We start from the raw sequence: 24051 nt of genomic DNA, 5'->3' as shown, positions 1-24051 counted from the left end.
GGAGTCCGGCCGGGACGGGTCAGCGCGCCGGAGCGGGTTCCGGGACGCTCACCTGTGCCAGTTCCAGCAGGATCCGCGCGACCTGATCCAGTCGGCCGGGGGTGGTCTCGGTGGCCTGAAGGTGTTCGGTGATGCCGCGCACCGTGCGGCCCTCGAGCACGCCGGTCACGCCGAAGCCCTCGACGCCGAGCAGGCCGCGGATCTTGGCGGTCAGGGTGGTGGCCAGGATCGAATTGCCGCCGACGTCGAAGAAGTCGGTGTCCACGCCGATGCGTTCAATACCGAGCACCTGCGCGGTGATGTACTCCACCGCCGCTTCCAGTTCGGTGGCCGGCGGCACGTAGGTGTCGCGGGCACCTGGATCGTCGCTGCTGAGCAGGCGCCGGATCGCGGCCCGGTCGAGCTTGCCGTTGGCGGTGAGCGGGATGTCCTCGAGCACCCGGATGACCTCGGGAATCATGTGCGCGGGCAACAGGTCCCGCAGCTGCTGCTCGATCGACTCGGCACTCACACCCTCGGCGTGCACCGCCGCGACCAACCGGCCCGAATCCGTAGCCAGCGCCACCGCTTCGCGCACACCGGGCAGCGCGGCCAGCGCCGATTCCACCTCACCGAGTTCGACGCGGTAGCCGCGGATCTTCACCTGATGGTCGGCGCGGCCGAGGAAGTCGACGGTGCCGTCGGGCAGGTAGCGGGCCAGGTCGCCGGTGCGGTACCAGCGCACACCGTCGTGTTCGACGAAACGCTGCGCGGTGCGGTCCGGGTCGCCGCGGTAGCCGTCGGCCACGCTGACGCCGCCGATCCACAGCTCACCGACCACCCAGTCCGGGCAGTCCTCGCCACGCTGATTGACCACGCGCAACTGCACATTCGCCAGCGGAGTGCCGTACGGGACGTTCGCCCAATCGGCCGGGAAGGCGTCTGTTACTTCGCAGACGGTGGAGTGGATGGCGGTTTCGGTGGTGCCGCCGAGGCCGGCGAAACGCAGGCCGGGAACCTGCTTGCGCAGCCGGTGGCCCAGTTCGGCCTTCACCCGGTCGCCGCCGGTGATCACCACACGCAGCGACCGCAGCTGTTCGGCGGTCGCGGTGTCGAGCAGCATGGTGATCAGGCCGGGCGCGCAGTTCAGCACGGTGACGCCACGATCGGCGATCAGCCGCGCCCAGGCTTCGGCGTCGCGTTCGGTTTCGGTGTCCACACAGACCAGCGCGCCGCCCAGCGACAGCGGGCTGAAGATGTCGAACACCGACAGGTCGAACTCCAGCGACGACAGGCCGATGGTGGCATCGTCGCTGCCCAGGTCGAAGTGGGCGGCGATGGCGTCGATGGTGTTGGTGGCCGCGCGATGGCCGACCTCCACACCCTTCGGTTCGCCGGTGGAGCCGGAGGTGAACAGCACGTAGGCCACCGAATCCGGGGCGGCGCTGTGCGGGGCCGCGAGGGGTTCGGCGGCGAGGGCCGAGCCCAGGTCGACGCCGGTGACGTCGGCGGGCAGCTCGATGACGTCGTCGATCAGTGCGACACGCACCCCGCCGCGCTCCACGATCCGCTCCCGGCGCGCCTTCGGCTGACCGGTACCGATCGGCAGATACGTGGCGCCCGCCGCCAGCACACCGAGCACGGCCGGAATCTGCCGGTGCCCCTTCGGCACGATGACGGCCACGGTATCGCCGGGCCGCACACCCGCCTCGGTGAGCGCCGCCGCCACCGACAGCGCCTGCGCCGCCAGCTCGCCATAGGTGGCCGAACCGTCGCGCCAGCGCAGCGCTTCCCGGCGCGGGGCGCGCTCGGCGTGGGCGAAGAAGGCGTCGTGCAGATTGCGTTTGCCCAGGTCGGCGGTGGTGTTGTTGACCGAATCGCGTACCGCGCGCTGGCTTTCCGGCAGCTCGATCGCCAGCTCGGCGTTCCAGTCGGCGTCCGGCTCGACCAGCGCGTCCAGCGTGTTGCGGAAGCGCTCGAACATCGCCTCGGCGACACCCTCGGGCAGCGCGTCGCGGCGGATGTCCCAGTTCACCAGCAGACCGCCATTGAGCTCGGCCACCTGCGCGTCCAGATCCACCTGCGGGCCCTGCGACAGAATCCACACCGGTTCACCGAAGACGCGGGTGACCCGCTCGGCGAACAGCTCACCCAGGTCGAGGCCGGAGGTGAACACCACCGACGGGGTGACCGGGCCGCCGCGCATCCGGCCCAGATCGCGCAGCACATCCAGGCCCTCGTAATCGGCGTGCGCGGCGCAGGTGTGCAGTTCCTTCTGCAGCCGCTTGGCGCGGGCCAGCATGGATTCGGGTTCGCGGGCGTCGACGTCGACCAGCACGGAGTTGGTGAAATCGCCGACCACATTGTCGATGTCGTCGTGCAGCTGCTCACGCGCGAACAGCGGGACGTTCAGCAGGAACCGCTGCTGCGCCGACCAGCGGGCGATGGCCTCGGCGAACACCGTGGCCAGCGCGACCGCCGGGGTGACGCCGTTGCCGTGGGCGTTGCGATGCAGGCGGGCCTTGGCGTCGGCGTCGAACCAGTGGTGCAGGCGGATGCTGCGCGAGGGATCGGCGCGCTCGCTTTCCGGGACCACCGGCAGCGAGGGGATGTCCGGGAAGTCGAGAATGCGGTTCTCCCACCACTTCTCGTCCTCGGAGTTGTCCGGCGCGGAGCGTTGCTTTTCGGCGAGGTATTCGCGGAAGGTGAAGCCGATCGGCGCGAGATCGTCGGCGTCGGATTCGTAGAGGGCGGCCAGATCGTCGAGGATGCGGCGGTAGCTCTGTGCGTCGGCGGCCAGCATGTCGACGTCGAGGTGCAGGCGGTGCTTGCCGCCGGGCAGCAGGGTGACGGTGATGTCGATGACCTGGCCGCGTTCGACGTCCATGCGCTGATGGCTCTTGTCCTGGCGCAGGCGCTCGAGCTCGACCTCGGCATCGGCGTGCGCGCTCAGATCCACCACGCGGAAGATCTGCGGCGGTTCCGGCAGCACCCGCTGGGTGCCGCTGTCGAGGAACTGCGCCCGCAGCTGATCGTGGCGGCGCACCAACCGGGCGACGGCCCGCTCGAGCCGATCGGCCTGCACACCCGCGCCGTCGAACTCGACGTACAGGTGCGCGGCCACACCGCCGAGGCGCTGATCTTGGCGGCGGCCCATCCAATAGGCGTGCTGCATGGTGGCCAGGCCGAATTCGGCGGAGGCGTCAACGGGGGTTGCGGCGGGCTGCGGGGCCGGTTCGGGCGCCGGCGCGGTGCCCCCGCCGAGCATGCGGGTCCACGCCTCGATGGTCGGTTCCAGCGCGAGTTCGGAGCTGCGCACCTCGTAGCCGCGCTTGCGCCACTTGGCCGACAGCTGCATGAGCATCATCGAATGCATGCCGAGACTCACGAGGTCGTCGTCGTAACCCACCGACTCCGGTGGGACGCCGATCGCCGCCGCCACAATCTCGCGAACTTCCGCCTTGTCGAGCATCGGACTCCTCACCAGCAAGATCAGCCTCACCAAGCCGTAGGCAAGCCTTGCCTAACCTACCGAGGTATCGTAACGCATGGGTTCCCGGAGACCCTAGCCAGTTGGTTTGGCTAACCTAATTATGTGGTTGACCAGGCCGCTCCGCAGAGCGCGGGCCTCCAGGTGCGGGACGCCCCAAGCCGTTCGGGATGCTCGATGTCGCACCGCCCGCGTCGTCCCGGCCCGGCGGCGTCGCCGGGCACGCCATCGCGCGGTGGACGGAGGCCTACTTCCTGGACATCGATCCCGCCGACTCGGTATCACCGGCAGTGGTTGCGCAGTAGTCTGGGCGCGTTCGGGCGGCGACTCGCGCCGCAGATGAAGGGATACCGTTGCTTCGCAAGGCGTTCATTGCCGCTGCCGCCGCGCTCACCGCGGCGATCGCCCTGGGCGGCACCGCAGGTCCGGCGACCACCGCACCCCTGCCCGCGCGCACCCAGGTCCCCGCGCCGCCCGCGTTCGAGGGCCTTGATCCCTGCTCGCTGGTACCCCAGGGGGTGGCCGACCAGATCACCGGCGTCCCCGGTATCCAGCCCATCCGCCAGCCCGGTCTCGCCCCCGGCGAACACCTGGACAATTCGGACGGATGCAGCTGGCTCGCCGGCGACGTGGAACGCATCGGCGTGATGTTCTGGGTCCGCCAGCGCGTCGAGGAGTTCCCGCACCCCGACGACCCCACCGCCCGCCGCCTCATGCAACAGTTCGGCCGCCCCTTCCAGGTCTTCCTCCCCCACCCCGGCGAACACGCCGAATACTGCAGCATCACCGCCCCTTACAGCGGCGACCGCGAGGTGACCGTCATCCTCCGCAACCCCGCACCCGGACCCGCTCCGGTCACCCCGACCGATAATCCGTGCTCCCGCAACGCCGACGCCCTCGGCTCGATCTTCGGCGCGGTGCCCTGGGCGTAGCGTTCGGCCACTCACGCCGCCCATCGCCATCACATTCCCCCCTGCTAATTCGCCCGACGAGTGGCACATGGCGCAGGCGACACGCCGAAGGCGCTCGCACCATGTGCCACTCGTGGGCTTGCTAGGGAGCGAAGGTGGCTAGGGTTTGGAGCCAGGCCGTTGTGCGGGCTTCGATCTCGGAGTCGTCGAGGACTCGGGAGTTCACGTCGAATTGGGCTACCAGGGAAGGGCGTTCGTTGCGGGTGACGACCGCGGTGGTGATGTCGACGGTGAAGCGCAGCGGCAGGTCCGGGTGACCGGCGATGCCGAATTCGGAGGTGAAATCCGACAAAGGAGCCGGGGTCCAAGGGCCGGTGCCGAATTGGAGGACGTCGAAGCGGCCGAGGTGGTTCAGGCGTAGTTGGGCTCGGGCTTCGAGGGTGCGGTCGGCGAGGTCGGGGCGGCCCTGGGTGGGGGTCCAGTCACGGTATTTGTGGTGCGGGACCGAGACGGTTTCCTCGACGGTGAACCAGCCGACGCGGCGGGTGTCGTCGTCGGTCGGGCGGCCGTGGGTTTCGCGGGTCAGCGCGATGCGGCCGGTGGGGTCGGCGGTGTCGGGGAAGGTCAGGGCGCAGGCCAGGATCAGCGCGTCGTCGACGGGGACGCCGGATTCGGTGCAGCGGGCCAGCAGGGCCTCGGTGCGGTCGGGGCCGAGTTCGATCACGCGCTGGACGGCGTCGACGGCGCGGTCGGTGAGTGGATCGGTCAACCGTCCGGCCAGCGGCGCACCCAGGATTTCCGGTGTGGTGAGCGGTGCGCTGCTGGTGGGGACGGTGGAGTCGGTCTCGTTGAGCGGGCGCTGGCCCTGCTCCATCCGGCGCAGGTCGTCGACCAGGATCAACCACGACACGACGTCGACGGCTAGGTGGTGAATCGACAACAGCAGCCGGCGATTCGGGCCGTCGAGCACGGTGGCGGCGATCATGCGCCCGGCGTCGGGGTCGAGGCGGGCGACGGTGTCGGCCAGCTGAGCGGCGCTGTCGGTGTCGGAGACGATGCTGAGCAGCTCGGCTGCGCTCGAGGACTCCTCCACCACCAGGGCGTATCCGCCGTCGACGGTTGTCAGCCGGGATCGCAGTGTCGGGTGCGCGAGGGCGAGGGCGCCGAGGCGTTCGATGATCTCGTCGGCGGAGACGTCATCCGGCAGCGAAATCACCTGGCTCTGCGCCAGATAACGGTAGTTGCCGTTGGCGATGATCTCGTGGGCCAGCGGGGTCAGCGGCAGGACCGTGCCCGGCGCGACCACGTCGGCTTCGGGCTCGTCCGCGCCGGAGCCGCGTTCGTCCAGCACGCGCGCCAGATCACGCAGATCGGCCGCGCCGAGAACATCTTTCGCAGCCACCCGATAGCCTGCACCACGCAGTCGCGACACCAGGTCGATGACGCCGATGCTGTCGATACCCAGATCGACCAGGCTGTCGGTGATCCCGACCCGGCTCGCGCCCTCGCCCATCGCCGCGATCACCTCGAGCAGCGCGCGCTCGGTGTCGGTGGCCGGTTCGGCTCCTGCCCCACCGGCGACCGGCGCGGTGAGCAGGGCGGTGGCGGCGTGGACGTCGAGTTTGTCGTTGCGGTTCAACGGAATCTGATCGACGTGCACGATGCGGGTGGGCACCAGGAACTGCGGCAGACGCCGGGCCAGTGCGGTCCGGATCTCGGCGGCGGACAGGTCGGCGACCACCAGCGCGCCGAGCCGGGTCCGGCCGTTGTCCACGAACGCCAGCGCGGCCGCATGAGCCACACCGTCGAGTTCGCGCATCACGACGGTCGCTTCATCGGGCTCGACGCGATAGCCGTTGATCTTCACCTGGCTGTCGATGCGGCCCTCGTACACGACCGTGCCGTCCCCGACCCGACGCACCAGATCGCCGGTGCGATAACGCCTTCCGCGTGGACCGGCGACGAAGGCCGCCGCCGTGGTCGCGGGACGGCCGAGGTAGCCGATGGCCAGCTGCGGACCCGACAGGTACAGCTCACCCTGCCCACCCGGCGGCACCGGACGCAGCCGATGATCGAGCACCTCGGCGGCCATATTGTCGAAGGTGTGGCCGATCGTCGGCGCGGCATGATCGTGCACATCGGCCATCAACGCCTCGACCGTCGTCTCGGTCGGGCCGTAGAAGTTGATGACGCGCGTCGTCGGCAGCCCCTGCAACCGCCGCCACGTATCGAGGCTGATCGCCTCACCGCCCAGCGCCAGTACCTTCAGCGGGCAATACTCACCCGCCGATGCTGGTGCACCCTCGCGAGTGCTACATGGCTGAGGCAAACGCCGAGAAGGGTCCTCGGTCATGTAGCGCTCGGACTCTGCCGAAGCCGATTCGGCCGGGCGGAACAGGCCCGCATCGATGAGGCGGTTCAGCATGGACGGGGACGTGTCGAAGATGTCGATGCGATGGGTATCGATGGCCGCGACGATCTGCTCGGCATCGGTGCGCACCTTGTCGCCGAGCAGCACCACGGTGTGCCCGCTGAGCAGGGCGATCGTCGGCTGCCAGGCGGCGTCGAAACCGGTGGACCAGCCGTGACCGATACGCAGCTGCCGCCCGGCCTCGGCGGCCGTCGGGGCGAAGATGCGCCGCTCGTGCGTGGACCAGTGGTTGAGCAGGGCGCGGTGCGGGACCGCGACGCCCTTGGGGCGGCCGGTGGTGCCGGAGGTGAAGACGACGTAGAAGGGGGACTCCGGATCCGTCTGCATCGCGGGGATTTCCGCACCGGCCGCGAGGTCCGGCGAGGCGGGAGCGCCGGTCACTAGAGACCCGGCGCGCAGATCACCGTTCCGGTCGGGAACCGCGTGCGCACACTCCACACCCTGAGCCCGGACCTCGGCGAGAACGCCCGCGAGGTCGTCGTCGGCGAGCACGACCCGCGCACCCGACACCTCGAGGATGTAGGCGAGCCGATCGGCGGGCGTCGCCGGATCGACGTGCACGCAGAGCGCGCCGGCAAGGCCGACGGCGAACGGCGCGTGCAGCACCCGGCGATCGCGCGGGAGCATCACCGCGACGGCATCGCCGGGGGCCACGCCGGATGCGCGCAGCGCCCGGGCCAAAGTCTCTACTGCCGCGCCGAATTCGGTGAAGGACTGCTCGCCCGCATCGTCGATGACGGCCGTGGTGTCCGACGCTGTCGCACAGGTGCCGAGCAGCAGGTCAGGCACGGTACGCACTTCGGACAAGCGTTGGGCGACAACGTCGGCGGATGTTCTCCGGTCGTCCTCGGACAGCTTTTCCGCATCCCGCCGCGCCACGATCCGCCCATCACCGGCGATCTCCGGCGCGACCAACGCTCCCGGTTCGTCCTCGAGCAGCACGGACACGTCGCAGGCTCGCGGTGCGTCCACCAACCGGCGCACCACCGCGAGCACCCGCCGAGCCATCCGTTCCGGCTCGAAGCGGTCCACCAGATCCGGGCGGATCTCCACGCGGCAGATCAGCTGACCGTGCTCCACCAGCGGCACCACCGTGATCGGGTAGTGGCTGAGTGAGTCGACGCGGCGCGGAATCATGCTGGCGCCGCCGCCCATCGGCATGGCGGCGGTGACGGCGCCCATCGGGGAGTTCTCGAAGACCAGCAGGGTGTCGAAGAGCTGGCCGACGCCGGCGTGGCGGGTGATCTCGGAGATGCCGAGGTATTCGTGGGTGCGTAGTTCCGCGACCTGCTTTTGCAGCGGAGCAGCCAGTTCCGCCGGTGCACGCTCGTCCACCCGGACGCGCACCGGGATGGTGGTGATCAGCGCGCCGACGATGCGATCGGCGCCGGGCAGGGTCGCGTCGCGGCCGGAGGTGGTCTGGCCGAACACCACGTCGTCGCGGCCGGTGAGACCGGAAAGGATGCGAGCCCAAGCGAGTTCGAGCACCGTGTTGAGGGTGAGCCCGTTGGCGCGGGCCCAGCCGGTGACGAACTCGGTCTCCTCGACGCTGAACCGCGCCTCACCGAGCACCGCGAGATCGGGTTCGGCGGGTGCGGGCGGGCCGACCATCGGCATCGGCGCGAGATCGGCGAGCGCGGTGGTCCAGGCTTTGATGGACGCCTCGGTGTCCTTCTGCGCGATCCAGGCGGCGTGGTCGCGCAGCGGCGGCGCGGGCGGCAGGGCGGCGCCTTCCCCGCGATGCAGCGCGATCAGATCCGAGAACAGCAGCGGAATCGACCAGCCGTCGACCACGATGTGATGCGCGGTGCAGATCAGCTGGTAGGTCGTGGTGTCAAGGCGGGCGGCAGTGACGCGGAACAGCGGGCCGTTGTCCAGATCGAGGCGGCGACGTCCCTCGGCCCAGTAGATCTTCTCCGCCTCGGCATCCGGATCGGCGGTGCCGCGCAGGTCGATCTCGTGCCAGGCGATCCGCCCGGCCGAGGTGACGACCAGCACCGGATGCGGCAGTCCCTCGGTGAGCACGGCACCCGCCAGATGCGGATACCGTTGCAGCAGTTCGTCGAACGCGGTGCGCAGCCCGCCCAGATCGGTCAGGTTCTCGATCCGCACGGTGAAGGTCACCAGGTACGGGTCGACACCCGATCCCATCGCACTGACCGAATACAGTCCGCGTTGCAGCGGCGACAGCGCGATGACGTCGAGGATCTCGATGCTCACTTGGCGCCGAACTTCCGCCCGAGCGCGCTCAGCGCGGCGGCATCCAGGCCGGACGCGCTCATCGGCGCCACCTCCGCCGGTGCGGCCTGCGCCGGCGAATCCGCCTTGTCACCACCGTTTTCCAGCTGTTCGGCCAGCTCGTAGACGGCCGGGTAGGCGAACACGGTCTGCACGTCGAGTACATGGCCCTGTTCGGCCAGGTCGGTGACCAGGCGCAGCGCGGCGATGCTGTCGCCGCCGAGGGAGAAGAAGGTGTCTTCGCGGCCCAGGTCGTCGTCGGAGTCGAGGTCGAGCACCTTGCGGATGGCGGCGGCGATCACGCGTTCGGCCTCGGTCTGCGGTTCACCGCCGAGGCCCGCGGTGGGGATCTCGAGCAGATCGTCGCCGGAAGCCGGGGTGAACAGCGGACGCTCATCGGGTGCGGCGGCGATGACCGTGTCGGCCGCGCCGGCCCACGCGGTCGCACGCTGGCCGAACCGTACGGCGAAGGCGCCGATCTCGGGCCGCCCGGCCAGTTCGATCGGGAAATCGATGGTCAACTCGGCGCCGTCGTCGGTGACCGCCGCGTCGATGACGAGGTCCACACCGTGCGGGCGCGCGGCCCGGCGGGCCACCTCGCGGACCTCGATACCCCCGCTGGACAACGCGATGGGCGCGCCGTCGCGGACCGTCAGCAGCGCCTGGAACAGCGCTCCATCGGCCAATGCCGCGGTGCCGCGCAGCAAGTGGGTGATGCGCTCGACTCGCGGTCCGGCCTGCTCCCGCGCTTGGGCCACGGTCGCGGCGGTCTCGCTGATCAGGGCGGCCGGTGTGCGCTCGCTCGGATCGACGCGCAGCACCAGATGATTGGCGAACGGCCCGATCACCGTGTCGGCGTCGGCGGCCGTGCGGGCGGGATCGGTGAGCCCGACCAGGACGTCGTCGCCGAGGCCGGCATCGCGCAGGGCCACAGCGGCCAGCGCGGCGAAGATCGCGGCATCGTCGGCGGTGTGCGCGCGCAGCGCGGCAAGAGTTTCCGCGGACACGCTGACGACGCGGCGGGCGATCCCGATGCCGGGGGTCGAGAACGTCACCGGAACGCGGGCGGGCAGATCGGCCAGCCGCTCGGTCCAGTACGCCAGCGCCGGATCGTTGGCCGCGGTGGCGGCGAGCGCCTTCAACTGCGCGGGCACGAAATCGGCGAACTGGCCTGCCGCCGCGGGCTCGGTGCCGGCGTAAGTGGCGAAGATGGCCGCGACCAGCAGTTCGATCGAGCGGTCGTCGGCGGCGACGGAATGCACCACGAGGGAGAGCACATCGCGACTGGGCAGTCGGTACAGCCGGGCCCGGATCGGCAGTTCCCGCACCAGATCGAAGCGGTGCTCGGCATCCTGGGCGAGCGCGAGTTCGAGTGCGGAGTCGTCATCGACGCTGCGGCCGATCTCGACGACCGATTCGGGCGCCTCGACGGCCCGCTGATACGGGATGCGGCGATCGTCGGGGAAGACGGTGCGCAGGATCGCGTGCTCGGTCAGCACCGCGACGACGGCCCGGTCCAGTGCGCTCGGATCGACGTCGCCGGTGAGCTCCAGCGCGATGAACAGATTCGCCGCGGGCTTGCGATGCAGCCGCTCGGGCAGCAGGACCGCCTGCTGCGCGGGCGCCAGCGGGACGCCCCGATCGGCCCCGGATCCACCGGCAGTCTTGGGCGCGGTCAGGTTCTGCACAAGGGAATCCGGCATTGCGATCCTTTACTTACCGATCGAGAACGAACAGGGTGCGCGGGCGGTCGCGAAACCACCGCACCCGGGTAATAAGTTAGCCTATCCTTACTGTCCGACGCGAGTCGAGCGGCCCGGATCACGCACTCCCGTGAGGCCTGGCGAAACCTGTTGCCCGCCTGGCCGGACGGTACCCACGCCATCGGGCCTCAATCTGAGTCGGCCCCGAGGCAGGCTGGGCATATCCCGTTCGGATATGCCCAGCCCGATCACTCCTACTTGCCGACGGCGGCGAACGTCGGGTCGAGCTTCTCCAGCACGTACGGCACCGACAGCGCGGTCGGGGTGTTGATCGCGCTGATGGTGAGGGTGTCGAGGAAGGTCATGCCACCCGACTTCACCGCGGGCAGGTCGTTGTAGCCCGGCAGCTCCTTGAACTTCTGCTCATAGGCCGGCATGGCACCGCACATGAGGATGTCGGAGGTCAGGTCGCCCAGGCGCTCCGGGGAGAGCGCGAGCCGCCCGCCCGCGGGCGATTCCGCGGCGATGTTCTGCGGGATGGTCAGGCCGAGCTCGTAGAACATCTGCGCCGAACCGTCCTCGGGGTCGGCCATCACCATGAGCTGGGACGGGCCGGTCAGCATGCACGTAAGGAAGGTCTTGCCGGCGAGGTTCGGGTACTTCGCCGAGACGTCCTTGATCTTGGTGTCGACATCGGCGATCACCTTGGTCGCTTCGTCTTCCTTGTGCAGCACCCGGCCGAGCTGGGTCACCTGATCGGTCCACAGGTCGACCTCGGCGCCGAGGGAGACCGGGCCGATGGTCGGGGCGAGCTTGGACAGCTTGTCGTACATCGCCTGATCGACCAGGAAGCCGGGCACCAGGATCAGATCCGGCTCGAGCGCCGCGATCTGCTCGGCCATATCCGACCCCTGCTTCAGCACCTTGGCGTCGCCGAGCGAATCGGGCGCCCACGGCACCTTCTGCCCGCCGGCCAGGATGGAGACGTTGTCGGCGTAACCGACCGGCGTCACGCCCAGGGCGAGCGAGGCGTCGAGCCACTGGTTGCCGATGGTGACGACGCGCTCGGGCGTGCCCTCGACCGTCGTCTCGCCGAGCTTGTGCTTGACGGTCACGCCCGCGCCGTCGCCGCCCTCGGAGTCGGCGCCACAGGCCGCCACCGAGACGGCCAGCACCGTCGCCACCGCGGCCATTCCCAGCCGCGCGAGCACACCTCGCCGCGCGGTCCTTCGAGCCAGTTTCATTCGTACTCCTTGCTTCGACCCCGACCGAACTCGGATGATCGTAGGTAAGCCTAAGCTTGCGCGAAGGCGAGTCGTCCGTCGGTGGTCCATCTGGCCGTGTCGCCGGTGCGGAACAAACGCCCGCCCGGCTCGAACGGGTCGGCGACGAAGCCGTCGGTCCCGTCGCCCCCGGTGAACTGGGAGGCCAGCGCGATCCCGCCGACGTACACCGCACCGAGCACACCCGGCGCCACCGCCCGCAGCCGCTCGTCGAGCACCAGAATCCGCGCGCCGGGCACCGGACGCGCCCGGCCCGCGCCGCCCATCGACCCGCGTGCGGCCGCCCCCAGATAGGCGCGGGCACGGTAGGCGAAGGTGGCGACCGAATCCGGTGCGAGTTCCCGCAGGAGCGCGGGAAGCTCTGGGGACCAATCGATTCCGTTCACATCCCAGCGATGCACCGTCGGCAGCGCGTCGACGCCCGCCGACGCGAGGCCCGCGAGCAGCGACGGTGTGGCGATCACCTGAGTCACGCCGTGCCGGGCGATCACCTCGGCCAGCGCGGCCGGGTCGGTGCGCTGGCCGTCCGTCGCGAGGACGAAGGTCGCGCCGTCGGTCAGCGCCGCCAGCAGATCGGCTGCGAGTTGGGGATCGTCGGCAGCCATGGCGAACAACCGCACGTCGGCGGGTTTGCGCGCGGGATCGGCGTCGGCGCGACGGCGATCGGCGGCGACACAGCGGCGGTCCGCGACGGCGGCGGTGAGAGCGGTGAGCGGCAGCGCGAGCGATCCGACCTCTGCTGAACGGTGTGTCGCGGCTGTCGCCGCATCGGTGCGCTCGCCCTCGGCCGTGGCAGCCGGCGGCGCGCTGTACTTGTTGACGGGTGCGGCCGGCGGCAACAGCCGGGCCAGCGCGGCGAGCAGGTTGGCCAGCGCGTCCACGCCGAGTTCACCGCCGGGTTCGCCCGTGGCGTCGCCCGCGATCAGCTGGTCCAGCCGCTGATACAGCTCGCCGTAGGTGAGTTGCTCACTGCCGCAGCGCAATGCGACCCGGATACCGGGGACGGCTCGACCGTGCCGGAACAGCGCGCCCAGGCTGCGCAGATCGGAGGGTTCGACGCCGGTGGACCACTCCCCCAGCACTCGCTCCTGCTCGCCGGTGGTCATGAGCCGCAGGTCGGGCACGGTGCGGTCGGGTGCGTCGGCGAAGGCTTCCAGCACCGTCAGCAGGTGGCGGGCGAACAGCGCGACGGTGGCGGCCTCGTAGCGGCCGGCGTCGGCGATCACCTGCGCGTCGACCTCGCCCTCGGCCGTGGTGGTGAACACGAAGGTCAGCTCGCGCGGGGTGCTGACTGCGATTGGTTCGGGCGCCAGGTGCAGGTCGTCGGATAGCCAGGTTCCGGCGGATCGGTGGTCGTCCTCGCAGCGGACCTCCGCCTGCGGCACGGCCTTTCGTGTAGCGCTGACCGGCAGGTCTTGATCGCGGAAGGCATCCAGGGCGGCGTCGCGGGCGCGGTCGAGCACCTGCGCGAGAGTCGGCTCACCGGACAGATCGGTGCGCAGCATCAGCCTGCTCGACAGCGGCCCGACCAGGTCGGCAGCCACGGTATCGGTGCGGCCGGTGGCGGGCGTGGCCAGCGCGATCTCACGGCCCGCGCCGAGCTTGTGCAGCAGGGTGGCGACGGCCGCCTGGTACAGCATGAATTCGGTGGCGCCGCAGGCTTCGGCGCGCGCCTCGAGCTGATGCCGCAAGCCCGTGGGAATGCCGAAACCGACAGTGTGGGCACCGTCGGCGTCGGCGTTCGCGCGGTCGGCGGCGAGGTCGACCGGAGCGGGCAGGTCCGTCTGCGCCCGCTGCCGCTCCTGCAATCCGGCGCCGGCCGACTCCGCGGCCGCGTGCTGCCACAGGGTGTAGTCGACGTGATCGATGGCCGGCGGACCCCACTGCGGCGGCGCGCCGGTCCCGACACGGCAGCGGTAGGCGATGGCGAGATCGGAGACGACCGTGCGCAGCGACGGCTCATCGGCGACGAGGCGATGCGCGACGAGCGAAAGGACGCGGGTGTTCTGGTCCAGCAGGAAGATTCGAGCCGACAGCAGGGGGCCGGCGGTGAGATCGAACCGGTGGGCCGCGGCTGAAACGAGCGCTACCGGCAGTTCGCCTTCGGCGATTTCGGTGAAGGCGATGGTTGTCTCGACTGAGTGCAGGACCACCTGGTGCGGTTCGCCGTCGGGGCGCTCGGCAGCGGCGATAGCGCCTCCGGCCGAGGGCAACACCGTTCGAGGCGGTTCGCTGCCGCCGGAGAACACGGTGCGCAGCGCGGCGTGCCGGGCGATCACATCGTTCAGCGCCGCCGTCAGCGCTTCCTCGTCGATCGGACCGGTGATCCGGACCGCAGTCTGCACCGCACCGGTGGCCCCGGCGTCCCATTCGGCGCGCTGCTGGTAGGACAGCGGAACCAGCTCCGGGCGCGGCTGTTTCGTCAACGGCGGCAGACCGTTGACGCCAGCGCTCACCGGCGTGGCCTCGATCAGCGCCGCCAACCCGGCGACGGTGGGCGTGTCGAAGGGCGCGCGCACGTCGATCTGCACGCCGAACTCCGCGCGGATGCGTACCACCAGCCGGTTGGCCAGCAGTGAATGGCCGCCCAGTTCGAAGAACGAATCGTCGGCACCGACCTCGGTCTGGCCGAAGATCTCGCCGAACAGCGCCGCCAGCCGGATCTCGGTGGCGGTGGCCGGTTCCCGGCGGGTGCGCGTGCCGACGCGGCGGGGCTCGGGCAGGGCGCGTTTGTCGAGCTTGCCGTGCTCGGTCAGCGGAATCCGGTCGACCACGGCGAAGGCGGACGGAATCATGAACTCCGGCAGGGATTTCGCGAGGTAGTCGCGGACCTGCTCGACGTCGACCTCCCCGTCGGCGGGTACGACGTAGGCGGCGAGCGTGGTCCCGAGCGCGGGATCGGCGTTCGCGACCACCACGCACTGCGCCACGCTCGGGTGCCCGGCGATCACGGCCTGCACCTCACCCAGCTCGATGCGGTAGCCGCGCACCTTCACCTGTTCATCGGCACGGCCGACGAATTCGAGTTCACCGGACACATTGCGGCGCGCCAGATCACCGGTCCGGTACAGGCGCTTGCCGGGGCGGAAGGGGTCGGGGACGAACCGCTCGGCGGTGAGCCCGGCGCGGTCGAGATAGCCGCGGGCCAGTTGATCACCACCGAGATAGATCTCACCCACGGCACCGGCGGGCACCAGCTGCAACCGGTCGTCGAACAGGTAGGCGCTCACATTGCGGTTGGGCACGCCGACCGGCACGATGCGCGGGCCCTGCGGCCCCTCCACCGGCATATGCGTGGCCGAGACCACGGCCTCGGTGGGGCCGTAGTGGTTGCGCAGTTCGGCGTCGAACATCCCGGCGAACCGGTCGGCCACCTCACCGAGCAGCGCCTCGCCGCCCACCGGCACATGCCGCAGCGCCCGCCACTCGCTGACCTCCGGCAACAGCAGCAGCGCGCTCAGCAGCGACGGCACCATGTGCAGCACGGTGACGCCGTAGCGGCTGATCAGATCGGCGACGTAGCCGATATCGCGGAAGGCGTCGGGCTTCGGGATCACCAGGCGCGCACCGAGGGTCAGCGTGACGAAGATGTCGAGCAGCGACGCGTCGAAACTCACCGACGACGATTGCAGCAGCCGGTCCTCGGCGGTCATCCCCCACTGCGCGCAGAACCCGATCAGATGATCGGCGATCGCGGCATGGGCGACCGGCACGCCCTTGGGGGTGCCGGTGGAGCCGGAGGTGTAGATGACGTAGGCCAGATTGTCCGGACGCAGCGGCCGGACCCGATCGGCGTCGGTCGGGGCATGCTCGGGCCGGTCGACAGCGGCTTCCTCGGCCGCATCCAGCTCGACCCGGCCGAGCACCAGCCGCGGCGCCGCATCGCCGACCAGGAAATCGATCCGCTCGTCCGGGTAGGCCGGGTCGATCGGCAGGTAGGCGGCACCGGCCTTGAGCACGGCCAGCACCGCGACGACGAACTCCGGCGAGTTCGACATCCGCAGCGCGACCAGGTCTTCGGCACCGATTCCCTGCGCGATCAGCCAGTGCGCCAACCGATTCGCCCTGCGGTCGAGGGCGCCGTAAGTCAGTTCCAGGTCCGTACCCGGCTGGTCGCCCGGCGCGATGATCGCGACGGACTCCGGCGCGGCAGCAACCCGGCGCTCGAACAGCGCCACCAGCGTGGTCGGCTCGGTGTCGACCTGCTCACCACGCGACTGCGCGAGCAACAGCTGCCTGGCCTCGGCACCGAACAGGTCCAGCTCGCCGAGGCGGACCTGCGGGCCGGTGAGGGCAGTGTCGAGCAGTTGCAGGTAGTGGTCGAGCAGTTGGTCGACCAGGCGCGGATCGAAGGCCTCGGCCCAGTATTCGGCGTCGACACGCGGGGCCGACGGATCCAGGGTGACGGTGAATCGCAGCGGCACCGGCAGCTGCGGCCCGCCCAGCTCGAGCATGGTCGCGCTGACGCCGTCGAGAGCGAAATCCGCTCCGGCGCTGCGCACCCCGAAACCGATGCGGGCGAGCTGTTCGAGACCGTCCCGCGTAGCGGTGCGGTCGGGATTGATCGCGTGCACCACCCGGTCGATGCCGATGTGCTTGTGTGCCGAGGCCGCGGTGACCACGGCATCGATGGCGGTGGTGAATTCGGCGAAGGTGGCCTGCGCGTCCGGCGTGGTGCGCAGCAGGACCGTATTGCCGAAGTAGCCGATGCGGTCGCGCGCCTCGGGTTCGCGCAGTGAAACCGGCATCGCGACAAGGAAATCGGTGGCGGCAGTGTATCGGTGGATGAGCGTCGAGTACGCGGCGAGCAGCACGGCCGTCGGAGTCGATTCGCGTGCTTCGGCGTAATCGTGCACCCGCCGGACCAGGGCTTCGGGCAGCGTCCGGCTGCGGCGAGCGGCCTGCTGGGTACCACCGGACACCGGACCGCCGGGCAGTTCCAGCGGTTCGGGCAGCGGGGTGAGGGTCTCGCGCCAGTAGGCGAGGCCGGCGGCGTCGTCACCGCGACGATCGGCGAACCGCTTACCTGTGCGGCGCGCCGGAGCCGAACCGTTGTAGGCGGCCTGCAGGTCGGCGGTGAACACGCCGAGCGACTCGTCGTCCCAGGCGATGGTGTGTGCGACCAGCACCAGCACGTACTCGTCGGTGCCGGTTCGGATCAGCGTCAACCGCAGCGGTGCGTCCGCGGACAGATCGAACGGACGGGCCAGCTCGCGCCGGACCAGCACCTCCACCCGGCGGGTCAGCCCCGCCTCGGAACGCCCGGACAGATCGTGGTCGAGCCAAGCGGGCGCCAAATCCGGGCGCACCACCTGATACGGCTCACCGTCGATGCCGCGCGCGTAACTGGTGCGCAAGATGTCGTGTTCGGCGGTGACCGCGGCGACCGCGGCCCGCAACCGCGCCACGTCGAGCGCACCGGAAAGCCGGTAGGCGACACCGATATTGAGCGAAGCGTCGGCGGGTTCGCGGATCTGCAGGAACCAGGCCCGTGACTGCCCCGGCGTCAGCGGACGTCGTGGGCCCGGAGCGGCCGGCTGTCGGCGGCGCAGCAGCTCGGTGCGGTGTGCCCGCACGCTCGCGGCGTCGTTGGCAATGGTCGACATGGTTCCCTCCGGCCCCCGCACTGGATCTTCGCTCGCTGCCCGACGGCCGCCGGACTATTCCGGCGTATCGGTGAGATAACCGCCGCGGCGGAAGAATTCGGCGCCGTCGTGCTCAGTGCCGTCGGCGGTGCGCACCCGGGTGATCACCAGGGCGTGGTTGCCGCCGCGGTAGGCGTCCGGGCCGCACACCACCGCGCCGCCCTCTTCCTGCACGATGACGCGACCGGGCGTGCCGCCGTAACGGGCCTGCGAGACGCGCGCAGCCAGGATCTCGACCTTCTCGCCGCGGTAGTGGCTGAACGCGCGCGGGTACGGCGCCGACAGCGCGCGCACGAAACGCTCCAGATCCACCGCGGGCCACTGCCAGTCGATGCGGCTGTCGCGCTCGGAGCGCTTGTGGAAGTAGGTGCGCTCGGCCTTGTTCTGCGGCTTCCATTCGGCGGTGCCGTTGGCCAGCGCGTCCAGGGCCTCCTTCACCGCGCCCGGAATCAGCTCCATGCCGGCCAGCACCAGCTCGGTGCCGGTGGCGTCGGGGCCGATCGGCAGCGAATGCTGGACCAGGATGTCGCCGGTGTCGAGCTGCTCGTCCATCCGGTGCACGGTCAGGCCGAACTCGCTCTCCCCGCTGATCAGCGCCCACAGCACCGGCGAGAAACCGGTGAACTTGGGCAGCAGCGAATCGTGCAGGTTCAGGGTGCCGTAGGTGGGCATGTCGTAGAGCTCGGCGGGCATCCAGGTGTACCAGCTGTTCACCACGATGACGTCCGGTTCGGCCCGCTTGACCAGGTCGATGGTCTCGGCGTCGGCGCGCTCGGTCAGGTGTACCGGGATGCCGTGCTCACGCGCCAGCTCCTCCACCGAATCCGACCAGATGCCCTTGTAGGAGTCGGCGCTGGCCGGATGCGTGACCGCGAGCACCACCTCGTGCTCGGAATCGATCAGAGCCTGCAGGGTCTTGCGGCCCCAGGTCTGGAAGCCGAACGACACGATGCGCATAAACAGAAACCTTCATCCTCGATGCCAAGTAAGGCAAGCCTAGCCTACCGGCGTCGGCCGCCTGTTCAGGGGCGAGCCGACCGCGCCGATTCCGCCTTCGCCGGGACCGCGCAGGTCGCGGCCGTCGCCAGCACCCGATCCGAAAGCTGGCCCAGGCAGCTGAGATTCGGAAAACCGGGGCCCTGCGCCAGGCCGGCCAGGTTCGGCAGGTAGAGCTTGGCGTCGAGTCCGTCGACGGCCAGATCGTGCCCGATCGCGGCCTCCAGCCGGGCCTGGGTGATCGGGCCACCGATGGCCAGCTCCACCAGGTCGGCGGCGTCGGCGTCGAACAGGTCCAGGAACCACAGCGCCTGCCCGCCGGTGGCGTCGACCACCAGGTCGAAGCTGTGCTGCTGATCGGGGCGCATCTCGTTGCGCAGGGTGAGCGCGACGCCGTCACCCTGCTCGGCGACCCGGACCACCCGGCCCTGCAGGTGGTGCACCCGATTGTCGGCCAGCAGCGATTCCTGCACCCGCACCGAGAACACGCCGCGATCGCAGCGGCGCATCACGTCGCGACGCTCCTCGATGCTGAGCGCACGCCATTTGGCGGGATCGCTGAACAGGGAGTTCTCGAAATAGCTTTCGCCGCGGGTGTAGATGGTGGCGCCGGGCGAGATCACCGAGACGGTGAGCACGTCGTGGCGGACCAGCTCGTCCATGGCCGAGCCCGCGGTCTCACCGCCACCGATGACGGCAGCGCGCGAGGACACCGGCAGCTTGCGCTTACCGGCCAGATCCCAGAACTCGGCGATGCTGAGCACCTTGGGGTGGTCGGCCAGCGCGCGGGAGCTGTTGCCCGGGCCGGTGATCATCAGCCGGTCGGCGTCGATCTCGCTGGTCACGCCGTCGGAGTCGGCCACGGTGACCAGCCAGCCGTCGGCCGCGGCCGAGATCTTGCGGACCCGGCCGGTGACCAGGTCGAGATCGATCTTGCGGGCCACCCATTGCAGGTACTTGGCCCAGACGTTGTGCTGCGGGCTGGGCCGGCCACGGTCGACCCATTCGGCGTAGGTGCCGCGCTCGACCAGGAAGGCGGTCCAGCTGAAGGCCATCATGGCCTCGTTGATCGCCTGGTTGTGCCCGCGCGCCCAGGTGGAGTGGTACGGGAAGCCGAGATCCTTCTCCGGGCTGGTGCCGAGCCGGTGCTGACCGTCGGTCCAGCCGCCCGTTGCCAGCCAATTGCCGCCCACCGCATGCGGTTCCACCACGGTGACCTGTGGCGCGGGCAGACCGAGCGAACGCAGCACATGCGCTTTGGCCGCGACGGCCATCGCCTTCGGTCCGGCTCCGACAACGAGAAGTCTGTCCACTGGTTCTCCAACTCTCTCCACATGGCAGCACTGTGATTCCAGCCACCGTTCAGCTACCGATACCGGCGACCAGCTGCGGCGACGTGGGCGCGGGACGCGTAAGCCACCTCCACAGGATGAACTACCGCTCCCGTGTTTGCATAGGCTTACCTTATATTGCTGGTGAGTGCCAGTCCCCCGACCCTGGCACGCAGCCGAACAAGATTGGAACGCACATGTTCAACCGCAAGACCCGTGCCGCCGCCGCGGCGCTCGCCCTCACCGCCGCCGCCTTCGGTTCCGTGGCCACCGTCGCCCCGGCCACCGCGGCCCCGTCCGTCGTCCGCACCAACGCCCCCGGCGTGGGCGAGCTCCAGTCGAAGCTGCAGCTGGCGCTGAACACCGGCGCCCCGCGCGGTGACCGCGCCGCCGAGCTGGAGGCGGGCGAGGCCGGTCTGCCCGTCGTCGACGAGCTGTCCAACCGCATGGCGGCCATCCCGAGCTTCCGCTACAGCGTCATCGGCCCGGTCAGCACCCAGGGCGACCTGACCACCGCCCAGCTGAAGCTGGCCCTGGACGGCTACGAGGACTTCCCGGCCGTCGAGGTCGCCTGGCGCCAGATCGACGGCACCTGGAAGCTCACCAACGATTCGCTGTGCGGCCTGGCCTACTACGGCTCGGTGCCCTGCAGCCTCTGAACCGGTTCTCCGATACGGCGGCCGGTCCCCGAGGTGTCGGGGGCCGGCCGCCGTCGGCGTATTTTGCGCCCGCTCGAGTGACGACTTTCCGGTCAACTTAGGCTAACCTCAGCATCATGGGCAAAGGCACCAACGGCGTACTGATGAAGATCTGGCGGGCCGACGACTACCGTCTGCGCGTCACCTCCACCGAAACCGTCACCGATAAGTACGTGCGGATCGGGTTCGCCGCCAATGGCCTGCTCGCCGACCACCCGGTGCATCCCACCCAGTGGATCCGGCTGTGGATTCCCGACGCGACCACCGACAAGCTGCACCATCGCGGCTACACGCTGATCGACCAGGACCCGGCCGCCGACCACTTCTACATCGAGTTCGCCCTGCACGGCGGGCCCGCCAGCCAGTGGGCCGAGCGCGCCGCGGTGGGCGACGAGATCGAGTCCACGGTCCTCGGCTCGGATTTCGAACTGCCCGAGGTCACCCCGAGCGAGTACCTGATCTTCGGAGACACGGCCTCGCTGCCCGCTATCAACACGCTGCTGGAATCCATCGGCGACACCCCGGCTCGAGTGTGGCTGGAATGGCAGTTCGAATCCGATGTCACGCTGCCCGTGCGCAACAAGCCGCACCACCACGTCACCTGGTTGCAGCGCATCGACGACGGACGGCTGATGCGCGAGACCGCCCAGGAGCTCACCTGCCCGGGCGACGCCTACGCCTGGGTGGCCTGCGACGGCCACACCACCCGCTCGATCGTGAAGACGTTCAAGACCAGCCACAACCTGCCCAAGACGCAGCTGAAGTACCGCGCCTACTGGAAGTAGTCCTCGAGGAGGAGACGCTCGCGACCTGCGGCTGACGCGCGGCACCGCCGTGCCGGGGCACGATGGCAGCGAATTCGGCGCCGGCGAGTGCCGACGGGGTGGAGAGCGAGCGGATGTGTCCAGCATCGATATGGCGGTGGCGGCAATCGCCGTCCTTTTCGCGGTACTGGCGGTGGTGGCGCACCGATGGGGGCGCACCATCGCGCCGTTCGTGTGGCCGCCGCTGTTCCTCGGCGCCTGCGCGCAGCTGCTGCTGGAAGGCTTCTACTGGCAGTTCGTGCCGGTCTATCTGCTGATCCCGCTGTCGTTGGCGCTGGTGCTGCCGGCGAATCGGCTCGAAGGCCGGCGCCGGGTGGCGTTGATCGCGGGCCGCGTGGGTGCGGGGGTGCTGGCCGTCTCGGCAGTGTGCGCTACCGCGCTGCCGCCGGTGCCCACATTGCCCGAGCCGACCGGGCCGTACACGGTGGGCAGCACGATCTTTCGCTGGGTCGACCCGAGCCGGCCGGAAGCCGCGACCGCCGCGGTCGATGATCACCGGAATGTGGTGGTGCAGGCGTGGTATCCGGCGGAATGGGGCGGTGGCCGGCAATACCTGTATCTCGACGGCTACGACCGGCTCCCGGACCGGGTATCGCTGATACCGGCGCCGATCATGCGCGGCTACCACCTGATCGACACCCACGCCTACGCCGATGTGCCCATCAGTACGCAGCGCGAGCGCTGGCCGGTGGTGCTGTTCTCACCCGGATACGGTGCGCCGCGGGCGTTCTACAGCTCACTGGTGGTGGATCTGGCCAGCCGCGGCTTCGTCGTCCTGGCCGTCGACCATCCGTATGAATCGGCGGTGACCGAACTCGCCGACGGCACCATCGCCACGACCGTGCGGGAGGCGCCGGCCGACGAACCCGCGGCGAGCGACTACATGAGCGCCCAGCTCGACCTCCGCACGGCAGACCTGCGATTCGTCATCGATCAGCTCACCCGCCCCGAGGCCATGGACCCCGACTTCGCTGCCTGCCTCGACACCGAACACATTGCCGCCATCGGCCATTCGTTCGGCGGCGCCACCGCGGCCGCCACCCTGGCCCACGACCCCCGCGTCCGGGCCGCGGCCAATATCGACGGCACCCTCTACGGCGACCTCCCCACCCGCTCGCTGACCCGGCCGTTCCTGCTGGTGGAAAGCGACCGCGCCGAAACCGGCCACTCGCAGCGGTACATCGACGGCAACGCCACACTGCTGGCCAACCTCCGCGCCCCCGGCTACCGCTTCGAACTCAGCGAAGCCAACCACTACAGCTTCACCGACGTACCCCTGTTCCTTTCCGGCCCAGCTCGTTTCGTGGCTGCGCAGTTCATCGGCGGTTCCCGTCGGCCTGCTGCCACCCAGCACGCCGTCAACGACATTCTCGCCGCATTCCTGAGCGAGCCATTGGGGGGCCCACGCGCCGACGTCACCGCTGCCGCCCGGCACCACCAGGGCGTCGAGGGCGGGCTGGTGCGCGACTAGCAGCTAGCTCGTGGGAGTCGGCGGCGACACGGCGCTGCTGGTGCGGCGGTAGGACGTGGTGATCTCGGCGAGTTCGGTGGGGGTGAGTACGTCCTCGATGCGGGCGAAACCGTTCGGGGCGCGTTCGGTGACCAGGCGGATGATGCGGTCCATCGGCATGTCGCGGTTGGCGAGCACGATGGCGTTGGCGTGTTCGCGGCGCGCCGTCTGGTAGCGGGCCAGGGCGGCGATCGGGTCGGTGGTGGCGGCGAGTTCGGCTGCCAGGGCGCGCGCGCCGAGAATCGCTTGGGAGCCGCCGTTGGAGCCGATCGGGTACATGGGGTGGGCGGCGTCGCCGACGAGGGTGATGCGGCCAATACCCCAGTGCGGCAACGGGTCTCGGTCCACCATCGGGTACTCGAGAATCGCACCGCTCGCCGAGATCAGCTCCGCGATATCCAGGCCGGCGATCCGCCAGCCCGCGTAGTGCGGCAGCACATCCTCGGTGCGGCCGATGCGGTCCCAGTCCGGGTCCTGCGCCGTCTCGTCGTGCACCCGCACTTCGGCAACCCAGTTGATCAGCGAGCGCCCCCGCTGCTGCGCAGTCCGCGAGATCGGATAGGCCACGAAGCGAGCCGCGGAGTTGGAACCCGCCAGGATCATCGTCTGCCCATCGAGGAAGGGCTCGGATTCGGCCGTGCCGCGCCACATTCGGATCCCATTCCACCGCGGGCCGGGCTCGGTGGGATGCAGGTGCGCCCGGACCACCGAATGCAGGCCGTCGGCGCCGATCAACACGTCGGCGTCCTGGTCGAGCACGGCGTCGATCGCGACATTCCGGACCCGGCACCGGACCCGCTCGGCGTCCTCGAAGACCGCCGTCAACCGCATTCCCTCGCGGACCGCGTCGGCGCCGAGCCGTTCGCGTACCGCCCGCAACAGGATCGCGTGCAGTTCACCGCGATGGATCGAGTATTGCGGCCATGCGTGACCGGCCGCGAGACCAGTGACCGGTCCGTGGTGACCGTGGGTCAAATGTGCGGGTCGCAAGAACCTGGCCGCTTTCAGTATG

At 69.9% G+C, this 24051-nt stretch carries 13 protein-coding genes; 5 read left to right on the top strand and 8 right to left on the bottom strand.

Going from position 1 to position 24051, the window contains the following annotated elements; translation table 11 throughout:
• Positions 1-19: 19 nt before the first annotated feature.
• On the bottom strand, positions 20-3451 hold the full coding sequence (locus NOCYR_RS04050) for a non-ribosomal peptide synthetase (protein ID WP_014349082.1): 3432 nt from the start codon (positions 3449-3451) through the stop codon (positions 20-22).
• A 188-nt stretch (positions 3452-3639) separates the two neighbouring features.
• On the opposite strand from NOCYR_RS04050, the gene NOCYR_RS30695 reads away from it, so the two are divergent.
• Positions 3640-3774: a hypothetical protein gene (locus NOCYR_RS30695; protein ID WP_256666646.1), complete on the top strand. Its 135-nt coding sequence runs from the start codon at positions 3640-3642 to the stop codon at positions 3772-3774.
• 48 nt (positions 3775-3822) lie between these two features.
• Positions 3823-4401 (top strand): DUF3558 family protein, encoded by a 579-nt coding sequence (locus NOCYR_RS04045; RefSeq protein WP_014349081.1) that lies wholly within the window; start codon positions 3823-3825, stop codon positions 4399-4401.
• Positions 4402-4522: 121 nt separating this feature from the next.
• On the opposite strand, the gene NOCYR_RS04040 is transcribed toward NOCYR_RS04045, so the two are convergent.
• From NOCYR_RS04040 to NOCYR_RS04015, 6 genes are all read right to left on the bottom strand, one after another.
• Positions 4523-9031, bottom strand: coding sequence for a non-ribosomal peptide synthetase (locus NOCYR_RS04040; protein WP_014349080.1), 4509 nt, complete (start codon positions 9029-9031; stop codon positions 4523-4525).
• Positions 9028-10752 (bottom strand): condensation domain-containing protein, encoded by a 1725-nt coding sequence (locus NOCYR_RS04035; protein WP_014349079.1) that lies wholly within the window; start codon positions 10750-10752, stop codon positions 9028-9030. Before NOCYR_RS04035 ends, NOCYR_RS04040 begins: the two co-directional genes overlap by 4 nt.
• A 254-nt stretch (positions 10753-11006) precedes the next feature.
• On the bottom strand, positions 11007-11996 hold the full coding sequence (locus tag NOCYR_RS04030) for an ABC transporter substrate-binding protein (RefSeq protein ID WP_014349078.1): 990 nt from the start codon (positions 11994-11996) through the stop codon (positions 11007-11009).
• Positions 11997-12046: 50 nt separating this feature from the next.
• On the bottom strand, positions 12047-17641 hold the full coding sequence (locus NOCYR_RS04025; protein ID WP_014349077.1) for a non-ribosomal peptide synthetase: 5595 nt from the start codon (positions 17639-17641) through the stop codon (positions 12047-12049).
• Between the two features lie 54 nt (positions 17642-17695).
• Positions 17696-18637 (bottom strand): methionyl-tRNA formyltransferase, encoded by a 942-nt coding sequence (locus NOCYR_RS04020; protein WP_014349076.1) that lies wholly within the window; start codon positions 18635-18637, stop codon positions 17696-17698.
• A gap of 65 nt (positions 18638-18702) precedes the next feature.
• Entirely contained in the window at positions 18703-19989 is a 1287-nt protein-coding gene (locus tag NOCYR_RS04015; protein WP_048832764.1) for a SidA/IucD/PvdA family monooxygenase, read from the bottom strand.
• Between the two features lie 215 nt (positions 19990-20204).
• Here NOCYR_RS04015 and NOCYR_RS04010 point away from each other — a divergent pair, with 215 nt between their 5' ends.
• The 3 genes from NOCYR_RS04010 (at position 20205) to NOCYR_RS04000 (ending at position 23000) form a co-directional block, all read left to right on the top strand.
• Entirely contained in the window at positions 20205-20666 is a 462-nt protein-coding gene (locus NOCYR_RS04010; RefSeq protein ID WP_014349074.1) for a hypothetical protein, read from the top strand.
• Between the two features lie 116 nt (positions 20667-20782).
• Positions 20783-21490 carry a siderophore-interacting protein gene (locus tag NOCYR_RS04005; protein ID WP_014349073.1) on the top strand — a complete coding sequence of 236 codons (708 nt, stop codon included), beginning with the start codon at positions 20783-20785 and terminating at the stop codon, positions 21488-21490.
• A 115-nt stretch (positions 21491-21605) separates the two neighbouring features.
• Positions 21606-23000, top strand: a complete 1395-nt coding sequence (locus NOCYR_RS04000; RefSeq protein ID WP_014349072.1) for an alpha/beta hydrolase family protein — start codon at positions 21606-21608, stop codon at positions 22998-23000.
• A gap of 3 nt (positions 23001-23003) precedes the next feature.
• On the opposite strand, the gene NOCYR_RS03995 is transcribed toward NOCYR_RS04000, so the two are convergent.
• Complete coding sequence (locus NOCYR_RS03995) at positions 23004-24029, bottom strand: FAD-dependent monooxygenase (RefSeq protein WP_197538405.1); 1026 nt, start codon at positions 24027-24029, stop codon at positions 23004-23006.
• Between the last annotated feature and the right edge of the window lie 22 nt (positions 24030-24051).

The sequence above is a fragment of the Nocardia cyriacigeorgica GUH-2 genome (assembly GCF_000284035.1).
Lineage (GTDB): Bacteria > Actinomycetota > Actinomycetes > Mycobacteriales > Mycobacteriaceae > Nocardia > Nocardia cyriacigeorgica_B.
This window is presented reverse-complemented; position numbering and strand designations above follow the sequence as displayed.